This window comes from uncultured Xanthomarina sp., assembly GCF_963971605.1.
GTDB classification, from domain to species: domain Bacteria; phylum Bacteroidota; class Bacteroidia; order Flavobacteriales; family Flavobacteriaceae; genus Xanthomarina; species Xanthomarina gelatinilytica.
The window spans coordinates 106,916-120,391 of the sequence record NZ_CAXATZ010000006.1 but is presented as its reverse complement, the minus strand read 5'-3'; the positions used below and the strand labels follow the sequence as shown (position 1 = coordinate 120,391).

The following is a 13,476-nucleotide window of genomic DNA, read 5'->3' as shown; positions in this document are numbered from 1 at the left end:
AAACGTTTGGATCCCAATAAATTGGTAGAAGGTTCTAAATCTGTTATTTCATTACTTCTAAATTATTTTCCAGAAAAAACTCAAGACCATGAGACCTACAAGCTGTCAAAATATGCTTATGGAACCGACTATCATTTTGTGATAAAAGATAAACTTAAATCTTTGTTGCATGCCATTCAGGTCGAAATAGGAGAGGTGGAAGGTCGCGCATTTGTGGATTCTGCTCCAGTGTTGGATAAAGCTTGGGCAGCCAAATCTGGGTTGGGATGGATTGGAAAACACAGCAATTTGCTCACTCAACAAGTAGGCTCTTTTTATTTTATAGCCGAATTGATAATAGACTTAGAGCTGGAGTATGATGGTATAACCACAGACCATTGTGGAACATGTACCAAATGTATCGATGCCTGCCCAACCAAAGCCATAACAGAGCCCTATGTGGTTGATGGCAGTAAATGCATTTCCTATTTTACCATAGAATTAAAAGAAAACATTCCAACGCAATTTAAAGGCCAGTTTGAAGATTGGATGTTTGGTTGTGATATCTGTCAAGACGTATGTCCTTGGAACCGTTTTTCAAAATCCCATAACGAACCCCTTTTTAATCCACATCCAGACTTATTGGATATGACCAAAAAGGATTGGGAAGAAATTACTGAAGAAACATTTAAAAAAGTGTTTAAAAAGTCTGCAGTAAAACGTACCAAATTTTCAGGCCTAAAGCGTAATATCAATTTCTTAAAAGATTAGGCTTTAAGGTTGAGTATTGTTACATTTGTTAGTTCAGAATTTTTTTGAATATAGCTTTAATTAATAGCACTTATGAGCAAACAAAGTAAACGCAGGGAAGCCTTAGTATATCACGCCAAACCAACTCCTGGAAAGATTCAGGTGGTACCAACAAAAAAATATGCTTCGCAAAGGGATTTGTCTTTGGCTTACTCTCCAGGAGTTGCCGAGCCATGTCTGGAAATAGCAAAAGACGTAAACAATGTTTATAAATATACTGCCAAAGGAAATTTGGTTGCAGTAATCTCTAACGGAACAGCCGTTTTAGGTTTGGGGAACATAGGCCCTGAAGCTTCAAAACCCGTTATGGAAGGAAAAGGTTTGCTTTTTAAAATTTTTGCAGATATTGACGTGTTCGATATAGAAGTTAATACCGAAAACATTGAAGAATTCATTCAAACTGTAAAAAAGATTTCTCCCACTTTTGGAGGCATCAATTTGGAAGACATAAAAGCTCCTGAAGCATTTGAAATTGAAAGACGTTTAAAAGAAGAACTGGACATTCCTGTTATGCACGACGATCAGCATGGAACAGCCATCATTTCAGCAGCCGCTTTGTTGAATGCCTTGGAACTGGCAAATAAGAAAATAGATCAGGTGCAAATTGTAATAAGTGGCGCAGGAGCTGCTGCTATTTCCTGTACCAGATTGTATCAAGCTTTTGGTGCCAAACGCGAACACATTGTCATGCTGGACAGTAAAGGGGTTATTAAACAAGATAGAGACAATTTAACTTCTGAAAAAGCCGAATTCGCTACAAATAGAAACATAGACACCTTAGAGGAAGCCATGAAACATGCCGATGTGTTTATCGGTCTTTCTCAAGCAAATATCGTAACTCCAGAAATGCTGCTGTCTATGGCTAAAAACCCAATTGTGTTTGCCATGGCAAACCCAGATCCGGAAATCGATTACCAATTGGCTATAGACACAAGAGAAGATATTATTATGGCTACAGGTCGATCAGACAACCCTAACCAAGTAAATAATGTTCTTGGATTCCCATTTATTTTTAGAGGCGCTTTAGACGTTAGAGCTACAAAAATCAATGAAGCCATGAAAATGGCAGCAGTAAAAGCGCTTGCTAAATTGGCCAAAGAACCTGTTCCGGAACAAGTGAATATAGCTTATGGAGAAACCAGGTTAACCTTTGGAAGGGACTACATTATCCCAAAACCTTTTGATCCTAGACTGATTGCCGAAGTACCTCCAGCAGTAGCAAAGGCCGCCATGGAAAGTGGTGTTGCCAAAGAACCCATAGAAAATTGGACCAAATATAAAGATGAACTTTTAGAGCGTTTGGGCTCCGACAATAAAATTGTAAGGCTTTTGCTCAATAGAGCCAAAATTAACCCAAAACGAGTGGTTTTTGCAGAGGCAGACCATTTGGACGTGTTAAAAGCCGCTCAAATTGTGCATGACGAAGGAATAGCCATTCCTATATTACTTGGACGAAGGGATGCAATTGAAAAGCTTAAAGAAGAAATAGAATTTGATGCCGATGTTGAAATTATAGATCCAAAATCCGATGAAGAGGAGGCACGCAAGAACACCTATGCCAAGGTGTATTGGAATCAACGTAACAGAAGAGGTGTAACGTTGTATTCTGCTCAAAAAATTATGAGGGAACGCAATTATTTTGCTGCCATGATGGTCAATGAAGGAGATGCAGACGCCATGATTTCAGGATTTTCCAGATCTTACCCATCAGTTGTTAAGCCGGTTTTAGAACTTATTGGTTTAGCACCAGACTCTACAAGGGTTGCTACCACAAATGTTATGATGACCAAAAGAGGCCCTATGTTTTTAAGTGATACAGCTATAAACATCAACCCTTCTGCCGAAGATTTAACCAAAATTGCGCAGATGACAGCTGGAGTGGTAAAAATGTTTGGAATGGAGCCTGTTATGGCCATGATTTCGTACTCTAACTTTGGATCTTCTAAAAATCAAACAGCCATAAAAGTTCGTGAAGCAGTAAATTATTTACATAAAAGACACCCTAATTTATTGGTAGATGGAGAACTTCAAGCAGACTTTGCCTTGAACAGGGAAATGCTACAAGACACCTTTCCGTTCTCTAAATTGGCCGGAAAGAAAGTAAATACCTTGATTTTCCCTAATCTGGAATCGGCCAATATTACCTATAAGTTAATGAAAGAACTCAACAATTCAGATTCAATAGGACCTATCATGATGGGCTTAAGAAAACCTGTGCACATCCTACAATTGGATGCAAGTGTGGATGAGATTGTTAACATGACAGCTATTGCAGTTATAGATGCACAACAAAAAGAAAAAAAGGAACTTGAAAATAAAGCAGCAGTAGAAAAATAAACGGCTTAATAATGTGAATAATTTTATTACATTTGAGAGTTTATTAAAGTTTTGTTAATGATTACACATATTCAAGGGAAACTTATTGAGAAAAATCCAACCGATGTTGTTATAGATTGTAATGGTGTAGGCTATATGTTAAACATTTCTTTACATACGTTTTCACAAATTCCAGATCAAGAACATTTAAAATTATATACACACCTTCAAGTAAAAGAAGATTCGCATACCTTGTTTGGATTTTCATCATTGGCCGAAAGAGAGATTTTCAGGTTGTTAATTTCCGTGAGTGGTGTTGGAGCCAGTACAGCAAGAACCATGCTGTCTTCCTTAACACCAAAACAGGTAAGGGAAGGAATTGCTGTTGGAGATGTAGCCTTAATTCAATCCATAAAAGGTATTGGTGCCAAAACAGCTCAACGAGTAATTTTGGATTTAAAAGATAAAATTTTGAAAGTCTACGATATTGACGAACTTTCAACTCCAAAAAACAATACTAATAAAGATGAAGCGTTATCTGCTTTAGATGTTCTTGGATTTAACAAAAAACAATCCGAGCGTGTGGTAGATAAAATTATATCCAATCAACCAGACGCAACTGTCGAAGTAATTATAAAACAGGCTTTAAAAAATTTATAAAAGATTTGAGTACTACCAACCATAATTATTTAAAAGCAAACAAACAATATGTCCTATTAAGCATGTTCTTGCTTTTTAGTTTATATTCTTTCTCACAAATAACACCAACACCACAAGATTCAACAAGTACAGGTTTTTCATTAGGAAACATAAACATGCCCAATCCTTCCAGTATTGAATCCAAATATACCTACGATCCATTAACAGACAGATATATTTACACCGAAACGGTTGGAAGCTTCAATATAAATTACCCCATAATTTTAACACCTGAAGAGTTTAGGGAACTTGTATTACAGGAAAACTTAAAACAATATTACAAGCAGAAAATTGATGCTTATGACGGAAAGAAAGAAGGTTCCGAAGAAGAACAAAAAAACCTGCTTCCAGAATTTTATGTAAGATCTGGATTGTTTGAAACCATCTTTGGAGGCAATACCATTAATGTGGTGCCACAAGGTTCTGTGGAAATGGATTTGGGTGTTTTGTTTACAAAGCAAGACAATCCAACATTTTCACCCCAAAACAGAAGTAATTTTACATTCGATTTTGACCAAAGAATTAGTTTGAGCTTGTTGGGAAAAGTTGGAACCAGATTACAAGTTACAGCAAACTATGATACCGAATCGACCTTCGATTTCCAAAACTTAATAAAACTGGAATACACACCTACAGAAGATGATATCATCCAAAAAATTGAAGTAGGTAACGTAAGCATGCCTCTTAATAGTTCTTTAATAACAGGAGCTCAAAGTTTATTTGGGGTTAAAGCACAATTGCAGTTTGGAAAAACAACCGTTACAGGAGTTTTTTCAGAACAAAAATCGGATACCAGAACCGTTGTGGCCCAAGGTGGAGGTACCATCGAGGAGTTTGATTTTTTTGCTAGGGATTATGATGAAAACAGACATTACTTCTTAGCACATTACTTTAGGGATAATTTCGATAAAACCTTGGAAAATTATCCATTTATAAATTCCAATGTACAAATTACCAGAATAGAGGTTTGGGTAACCAATAGAAATAACAATACCGAAAACGTTAGAAATATTGTGGCACTTCAGGATTTAGGGGAATCCAATGCAGATCCAAATGCCAATAACATCCTATTGCAACCTGTTCCTCCTGGATTTATAAATGTAGGTCCCAATGCGTTCCCAAATAACGGAAACAACGATTACGACCCAACAAGAATTGGTTCTGGTTCAGTTTTAACCTCACAAATAAGGGATATTGCAACTGTGCAACAAGGGTTTGGAACCCTTAGCGGTTCTGTAAGTGAAGGTTCGGACTACGCCAAACTGGAAAATGCCAGAAAACTGCAACAAGGTCAAGAATATACCTTAAACTCCCAACTAGGCTATATCTCTTTAAACCAAAGATTAAACAACGATGAAGTCCTGGCTGTAGCTTTTCAGTATACGGTAGGTGGCCAAGTATATCAAGTAGGGGAATTTGCAAACGATGGTTTGGACGCAACGGGAACAACTACCATTCCTGGAGGTATCACAACGGTTACAAATAACAATTTAATTTTAAAATTATTAAAAAGTCCCATTACAAACGTTAATCAACCTATTTGGGATTTAATGATGAAGAATATCTATGATACAGGAGCATACCAATTAAGTCAAGACGATTTCAAATTAAATATTTTTTATAACGAAGCCTCACCATTGAATTTTATCTCTCCAGTAGATGGCAATTCTTTTGGGGTAGATATAAATGGAAACCCTATAACAACCAATACACCTCCAGAAGATTTAATTCAAAATACAACCTTATTACGATTGTTTAACCTAGACAGATTGAATTTCAATGGCGACCCTCAAACAAATGGAGATGGCTTTTTTGATTTTGTTCCAGGTATTACAGTGATCCCTCAAAACGGAAAAATAATCTTTACCAAGGCCGAGCCTTTTGGAAAATATCTATTCGAAAAACTATCTGTTTCTGGAGGCGAAGATTATAACAATAATGTAACCTACAACGATAACCAGAAAAAATATGTTTATGACATTCTTTATAAACAAACCAAAACAGCAGCTCTAGAAGCAGCAGACAAGAATAAGTTTAAAATGAAAGGGCGTTACAAATCTTCTGGAGGAGATGGCATTCCTATTGGAGCCTTTAACGTTCCTAGAGGATCTGTTCAAGTAACTGCTGGAGGTAGGGTTTTGGTTGAAGGTATAGACTATACGGTTAATTACCAACAAGGAACCGTCCAGATACTTGATGAAGCTTTAAAAGCCTCAAACACACCTATTCAGGTTACCACAGAAAACAATGCTGTATTTGGACAACAAACAAAACGATTTACAGGTATTAATGTTGAACATAAGTTCAATGAAAATTTTGTGCTTGGAGCAACTTGGTTGCACTTAAACGAAAGACCTATAACCCAAAAGGCAAATTATGCACAAGAACCCATAAACAACCACATATTTGGAATTAACGGAAATTATTCAACCGAAGTTCCGTTTTTTACCAGATTGGTCAACAAACTACCAAATATAGATACAGATGCACCTTCCAATTTGGCTGTAAGGGGAGAGTTTGCCTATTTAGCTCCTGGAGCTCCAAAAGGCACCCAATTTAATGGAGAAGCTACGTCTTATGTAGATGATTTTGAAGGCTCGCAAAACTCTATCGACCTAAAATCGCCACAATCATGGTTTATTTCCAGTCGTCCTCATGGTATCAACGGTAACGACGATAATGTGAATGGTATTGAGCAAGGGTATGATAGAGCTTTGCTGAATTGGTATAATATTGATCCAATTTTCTACGGAAACCAAAGTCCAAGTGGTATTTCAGATGATGATATATCAGATTTATATACCAGTCGTGTGTTTATTGAAGAACTGTTTCCAAACCAAGACATTGCCCAAGGGCAATCAACGGTTGTAAACACTTTGGATTTGGCATATTATCCAACAGAAAGAGGACCTTATAATTTCCAAACCACAAACGTTGATATTAATAACAACACCCTAACAGATCCACAGAGAAGTTGGGCAGGTATTACCAGAGCCTTAACTTCTACAGACTTTGAACAATCCAATGTGGAATATATTGAATTCTGGTTACAGGATCCATTTCAGGAAAACCCATCCAACCCTGGAGGGAAACTCGTATTCAACTTAGGTAATATTTCAGAAGATGTTATAAAAGACGGAAGAAAAATTTATGAAAATGGTTTGCCAGCAGATGGAAATGTAATTGGTGTGTTGCCAACCTCTCCTTCTTGGGAAACGGTTTACCCTCAAAACCAATCTTTAATTTATGCTTTTGATACTACTGGCGAACAGCGTACCAATCAAGATACAGGTCTTGATGGTTATGATGATGCCGAGGAAGCTCAAATATTTTCAGCTTACGCCTCCTTGCCAGATCCAGCAAACGATAACTATACCTATTTTTTAAATACAGATGGTGATATTTTTGAACGTTATAAGCGTTATAACGGACTTCAAGGAAATTCACCAGATGTGTTTTCAGACACCAATCGTGGTTCCACAACACAACCAGATGTGGAAGACATCAATCGTGATAACACTATGAATACCATAGACAGTTATTATGAGTACGAGTTGAATTTAACACCTGCTACTTTAAACATTAACAACCCATACATTGTAGATATTAAAGAAGACCAGGTAAGAACACTTCCTAACGGTCAAACAGTCATTCCAAGATGGGTTCAATTTAGAATTCCGGTTACAGAATACTCCAATGCCATTGGTGGTATTTCAGATTTAAGATCCATTCGTTTTACACGAATGTATTTAAAAGAATTTACAGAAAAAACCGTGTTCCGTTTTGGTACTTTGGATTTGGTAAGAAGCGATTGGAGAAGATATAATTTAACATTGGATGAAGATGGTGGAGATCCAGCATTGGACAATACCGAATTTAGCGTTGGAATTATAGGTACCATAGAAAACGACGGTATTTATATTTCACCTCCAGGAGTAGAACCTGAAGAATTTTACAACAACAATACCGTAATTAGACAAAACGAACAATCCTTGGTCTTGGATGTGTGCGATTTGGAATCACATGATGCAAGGGCTGTTTATAAAAACATTAATATAGACATGCGTCAGTATAAACGATTAAGAATGTTTATACATGCTCAAGAAGGAGATATCCCAGGACTGCAAGACGAAGATTTAGTTGGTTTTATAAGAATGGGTAACGATTTAACCCAAAACTACTACCAAATAGAAGTACCCTTAAAAGTAAGCGACGGAACAACCAGGGAACTTTTATGGCCTGAAGAAAATGAGATGAACCTGGCTCTGGAATTGCTTCAAGATATTAAATCGGAAGGTATTAGCAATGGAACATTAAGTGGGACAACACCTGTTTTTTATGATGTGATTGATGATGCATTAAGCGAAAACCCCGTTCCAGAATATGCTCCATATACCTTAGGGCAACAACGAATAGGGATTATAGGAAATCCAAATTTTGGAGACATTAGAACCTTAATGGTTGGTGTTAAAAATGCATCTGGAGTAGACAAATGTGGTCAATTATGGTTTAACGAATTACGTTTGTCCGATATGGACAACGAAGGTGGTTGGGCAGCTGTATTGACTGTTGATACCAATTTTGCCGATTTTGCCAACGTAAGCGCCACTGGAAGAAAAAGCACCACTGGATTTGGATCCATTGAACAAGGCCCTAACCAAAGAAGTAGAGAAGATGTAGAACAATACGATGTGGTTACCAATGTAAATATTGGGCAATTGCTTCCACCAAAATGGGGAATTCAAATTCCATTTAACTATGGACAGGGAGAAGAAATGATTACGCCAAAATATGATCAGTATTATAAAGATTTAACTTTGGAGTCCAGATTGGAAGCAGCCGATTCCAATGATGAAAAAGATAAGATCAGGGAGCAGTCCGAAAGTTACACCAAACGAAAAAGCATAAACTTTATTGGTGTTAGAAAAATAAAGACCAACGACTCCAAGCCTCGTTTTTACGATGTGGAAAATCTTACCTTTAATTATTCCTACAATAAAATAAAGCATCGGGATTTTGAAATTGAAAATTCCATAGATCAAACGGTTAGGGCTGGCGTTAATTACGCATATAATTTTGAGCCTTATTCCATTGAACCTTTTAAGAAAAACGATTCCTTGTTTACCAGTGACTATTTAAAACTATTAAAAGATTTCAATTTTAATCCGTTGCCTTCCATGTTTACGGTCAATACCAACATAAACCGTCAATTTAATCAGCAAAAATTCAGGGAAGTAGATTTAACCGGAGACAATATAGGCTTGGATGAATTTTACAGAAGAAATTATACGTTCGATTACGAATATAGCATCAATTACAATTTAACCAAATCCTTACAATTAAATTTAACGGCATCCAACCATAATATTGTGCGCAATTATTTTAAAGACAATATCATCAACGGCGAACAAGACCCTTCTTTAACCGTTTGGGATGGCTTTTTCGATTTTGGCGATCCAAACAGGCAGTTCCAACAACTGGCAGTTAATTATGATATTCCTTTGGATAAAATCCCAACTTTTAGCTTTGTGGATGCCACTTACTCCTACAGTGGCGATTTCCAATGGCAAAAAGGATCCGATTTGTTTGGAAATCTGGAAGTGGACGGTCAAACCTACGATTTGGGTAATACGGTTTCCAATGCAAACAGGCACAACATCAATACCACTTTAAACATGAACAAGTTCTATAATTATATAGGGCTTAAAAAGAAAACCATTAGAAAAACACCAACGCCAGCAGCTAGACCAACGCCAGATGGAAAACCTCAAGACGGATCAAAGCCTGCAAAGGCAAAAAACGGAGGACAGAAGCTTGCCAATGTTGGAATAGATATACTTACCAGTTTAAAAAGAGTACAGGTTAACTATTCTGAAACCAATGGAACCTATTTACCAGGTTATTTAAGAACCCCTGGATTTATAGGAACTTTAAAACCAACTGTTGGTTTTACCTTTGGTAGCCAAAAAGATGTAAGACACTTAGCGGCCAAAAACGGTTGGTTAACACTGTATCCAGATTTTAATGAGCAATATACAGCAGTCAAAACCCAACAATTGGATTATTCTGCAAATATTGAACCTTTAAACGATTTAAAAATAGATCTGGTTGCCAATAGGTTGTATTCTGAAAACTATACTGAAAACTATAGGATCAACGATTATGGAAATGGCTTGGAGTACGAATCCCTTACTCCAAATACCTTTGGAAATTACAGTATTTCCACAATTTTAATTAAAACAGCTTTCAGTAAAAGTGATGAGACCCAATCTGCAGCCTTCGAAGATTTTAGGGCCAATAGGTTAAAAATAGCAAACAGATTGGCAGAGCAACACTATGGCAGCGCCACGTATCCTGTAGATGCAGAAGGCTATCCGGTAGGTTTTGGTAAAAACAGCCAATCAGTCTTGTTGCCATCCTTCCTGTCTGCCTATTCCGGTAAGGACGCTGGAGGGATCTCTTTATCTGCCATTAAAGATTTTCCAATTCCAAACTGGGATATAAAATATACAGGATTAATGAATTTAAAATGGTTTAAAAAACGTTTTAAACGTTTCTCATTAATTCATGGATATCGTGCATCCTACACCATCAATCAATTTAGGTCCAATTTGGACTACGATCCTTTGGAGCCAGAAGCCTTGGATCAAGGTGGCAATTTTAAAAATGAAACACTTTACAGCAACATCAACTTAACCGAAATGTTTAGTCCGTTGGTACGAATAGACATGGAAATGAAAAATTCCGTAAAAATTCTTGCTGAAATCAAGAAAGACAGACTTCTTTCATTGAGTTTTGATAATAATTTAATGACTGAAGTTCAAGGAAACGAATACATTATTGGCTTGGGCTATAGAATAAAAGATGTTAGGATCAATTCCAAATTAGCTGGACCTACCAAAAAGATTGTAAGCGATTTAAATATGAAAGCCGATCTTTCATATAGAAGAAACGAAACCATTATTAGATATCTGGATGTGAACAACAACCAAATAACATCTGGACAAACGGTATGGTCTGGAAAGTTTACTGCAGATTATTCGTTTAGTAAAAACCTAACAGGTATTTTCTACTTCGATTATATGTTTTCAGAATACGCCATTTCCACAGCATACCCTCAAACAACCATACGTGGAGGCATTACGTTGAGATATAATTTTGGTAATTAATAAAATCTAGTTTGATATTATCTTTTGAATAAATACATTTGCGAAAATAAATAATATATACAATGAATATTCCATCAAATTTAAAGTACACAAAAGACCACGAATGGGTAAAAATTGAAGGTGACGTAGCAACTGTTGGTATAACAGATTTTGCCCAAAGCGAATTGGGTGACATTGTTTACGTAGAAGTTGAAACTGTAGACGAAACGTTGGATGCCGATGAGATTTTTGGTACTGTAGAAGCTGTAAAAACAGTTTCAGATTTGTTTTTACCACTATCTGGAGAAATTATAGAGTTTAACGAAGCACTAGAAGACGAACCAGAAAAAGTAAATAGCGATCCTTATGGAGAAGGTTGGATGATTAAAGTAAAATGTTCAGACCTGTCCCAAGTAGATGGCCTTATGTCTGCCGATGCTTACAAAGAATTGATTGGTGCTTAAAAAAAATGCTTTAGGGGTTTCTATAAGCTATACTGTATTACTTATAACAGTTAGTTTGGCGAAACTCGATTTAGAATCTGTTGAAGAAATTGTACCATCCTTTAGTGATAAAATATTTCATTTCTTGGCTTATGCATTATTTACTTGGCTTTGGTTTAACTCATTCTACTTCAAATTCAATTTTAGTAAAATAAAAAGTGTTTTTAGAAGCATCCTTGTATCTGTTGCCTTTGGTATAATTATTGAAGTATTACAACTTATATTAACCAGCTCAAGAAGTTTCGATGTATTGGATATATTGGCAAATAGTTTAGGTGTTTTATTTGCAGCTATTTTAATACATACTAAAATAAATACAGACGTTAAAAAATATTAATCGTTTGCTTTATTGCCAAATAAATGGTTATTTTAGCAATCAGGAAAATTAAAAATCATGGAACAAAAGAAAAATCCTAAAGCAAATGTAGGTCGAAACAGCTCTCTTTTCTTTGCTGTTGGTTTAGCATTAATGTTGTTTGTAACATATACGGCAATTAACTATAAAACGTACGATAAATCTGCGATAGACATTGGTCAGTTAAACCTTGACGAAGAATTGGAGGAAGAAATTCCAATTACAGAGCAATTACAGACACCACCACCTCCACCACCACCACCAGCTGCTCCTGAAGTGATTGAAGTTGTGGAAGATGAAGAGGAAGTTGAGGAAACGGTTATTGAATCTACCGAAACCAGTCAAGAAGAAGAAATTGTTGAGGTAGAAGAAGTGGAAGTTGAAGAAGTAGAAGAAGACGTTGAGGTTCCTTTTGCTGTTATTGAAAACGTTCCAGTTTTCCCAGGTTGTGAAAAAGGAAACAATGAAGATAAAAAAGCTTGTATGAACGAGCAAATGCAAAAATTTATTGTGAAAAAATTCAATACCGATTTGGCTGGAGATTTAGGGTTAAGTGGTATCCAAAAAATCAGTGTATTCTTTAAAATTGATAAAACAGGTGAAATTGTTGATATAAAAGCAAGAGCACCACATCCAAGATTAGAGCAAGAAGCTATTAGAGTAGTAAGCTTATTGCCTAAAATGAAACCAGGAAAGCAACGTGGAAAAGCAGTAAGGGTTCCTTATTACCTACCAATTAAGTTCCAAGTGCAGAACTAAGAGTTTTAGTTTTTAAAAATTATATAAAATCCCGTTACATTTACTGTAACGGGATTTCTTTTTGGTATGCTTATTGATATTTTATCATAATATTAACATTTAAATTCAATTATTATGATTTTTCAAAAGAAAAATTGCGAACTCATTCGGCAAAATGAGAAAAACGCAACAAAACCTCAAAAGCATGATGCAAATCTACGAAAAAACTCTACCATTTTTTTTCAAGTTGGTTTAATAATGTGCTTGCTTATTACCTATGCACTTTTTGAAGCTTCTTTTAAAACTTATGAAACCATCACTCCAGATGTCCCACAACCGGAAGAAGACATCATGTATGTTTACAATGAGCCTATCAAGATTCTTGAAGAGACCAGAACAGTTGAAAAAAAGAAATCTCAACCCATAGTTTTCAACAATCCTATTGTAAAAGACAATGACGATCCAATTATTGAAACTGTAGTTCCAAAACCATCAACATCTCAGGAACCTATGGATCCCAAAAAAATACAAGTAATAGATAAACCGGACGATTTACCACCTTTTAACGTAATGGCTGTAGAGCAGGTGCCAATATTTCCTGGTTGTGAAAATGTATCATCCAACGAGGAAAGAAGACAATGCATGTCTGATAAAATTGCTGCTCATATTCAAAGAAAATTCAATACCAATATTGCTGGAGACCTTAGGTTAAAGGGAGAGCAAAGGATTTATGTGATGTTTAAGATTGATAAACAAGGTCATGTAACAGACATTAAAACCAGCTCCAAGTACAGTCTGTTAAATAAAGAAGCAGAACGAGTGATTGGGAAATTGCCCCAAATGACACCAGGAAAACAAAAAGACAGTCATGTGGATGTGCTCTATAGTTTGCCAATAAAATTCAATGTTATCAATTAAGCAGCAAAAT

8 protein-coding genes are annotated in these 13,476 nt (G+C 36.1%); all 8 read left to right on the top strand.

Features of this window, described 5'->3' with window-relative positions; genetic code table 11:
• Positions 1–750, top strand: a 750-nt coding sequence (gene queG, locus AACY93_RS04270) for a tRNA epoxyqueuosine(34) reductase QueG (RefSeq protein WP_339611252.1), incomplete at its 5' end; no start/stop codon positions are given.
• Between the two features lie 72 nt (positions 751–822).
• Complete coding sequence (locus AACY93_RS04265; protein WP_286854655.1) at positions 823–3,126, top strand: NADP-dependent malic enzyme; 2,304 nt, start codon at positions 823–825, stop codon at positions 3,124–3,126.
• Between the two features lie 57 nt (positions 3,127–3,183).
• Positions 3,184–3,765 carry a Holliday junction branch migration protein RuvA gene (gene ruvA, locus AACY93_RS04260; RefSeq protein WP_007647793.1) on the top strand — a complete coding sequence of 194 codons (582 nt, stop codon included), beginning with the start codon at positions 3,184–3,186 and terminating at the stop codon, positions 3,763–3,765.
• 5 nt (positions 3,766–3,770) lie between these two features.
• A complete protein-coding gene (gene sprA, locus AACY93_RS04255; protein ID WP_286854656.1) occupies positions 3,771–10,973 on the top strand; it encodes a cell surface protein SprA in 7,203 nt (2,400 codons plus the stop codon).
• Between the two features lie 62 nt (positions 10,974–11,035).
• On the top strand, positions 11,036–11,416 hold the full coding sequence (gene gcvH / locus AACY93_RS04250) for a glycine cleavage system protein GcvH (protein WP_007647795.1): 381 nt from the start codon (positions 11,036–11,038) through the stop codon (positions 11,414–11,416).
• On the top strand, positions 11,409–11,792 hold the full coding sequence (locus AACY93_RS04245; RefSeq protein ID WP_286854657.1) for a VanZ family protein: 384 nt from the start codon (positions 11,409–11,411) through the stop codon (positions 11,790–11,792). Before gcvH ends, AACY93_RS04245 begins: the two co-directional genes overlap by 8 nt.
• Positions 11,793–11,849: 57 nt before the next feature.
• The gene (locus AACY93_RS04240; RefSeq protein WP_007647797.1) at positions 11,850–12,569 is read left to right on the top strand and encodes an energy transducer TonB; all 720 of its coding nucleotides are present in this window, start codon (positions 11,850–11,852) and stop codon (positions 12,567–12,569) included.
• Between the two features lie 114 nt (positions 12,570–12,683).
• The gene (locus AACY93_RS04235) at positions 12,684–13,466 is read left to right on the top strand and encodes an energy transducer TonB (RefSeq protein WP_286854660.1); all 783 of its coding nucleotides are present in this window, start codon (positions 12,684–12,686) and stop codon (positions 13,464–13,466) included.
• Positions 13,467–13,476: the final 10 nt, after the last annotated feature.

What these genes read in the sequence shown, in the direction of transcription:
- AACY93_RS04265 (WP_286854655.1), top strand. Translation starts at nt 823, where the DNA reads ATGAGCAAACAAAGTAAACGCAGGGAAGCCTTAGTATATCACGCCAAA.
- AACY93_RS04240 (WP_007647797.1), top strand. Translation starts at nt 11,850, where the DNA reads ATGGAACAAAAGAAAAATCCTAAAGCAAATGTAGGTCGAAACAGCTCT.
- AACY93_RS04235 (WP_286854660.1), top strand. Translation starts at nt 12,684, where the DNA reads ATGATTTTTCAAAAGAAAAATTGCGAACTCATTCGGCAAAATGAGAAA.
- gcvH (WP_007647795.1), top strand. Translation starts at nt 11,036, where the DNA reads ATGAATATTCCATCAAATTTAAAGTACACAAAAGACCACGAATGGGTA.
- ruvA (WP_007647793.1), top strand. Translation starts at nt 3,184, where the DNA reads ATGATTACACATATTCAAGGGAAACTTATTGAGAAAAATCCAACCGAT.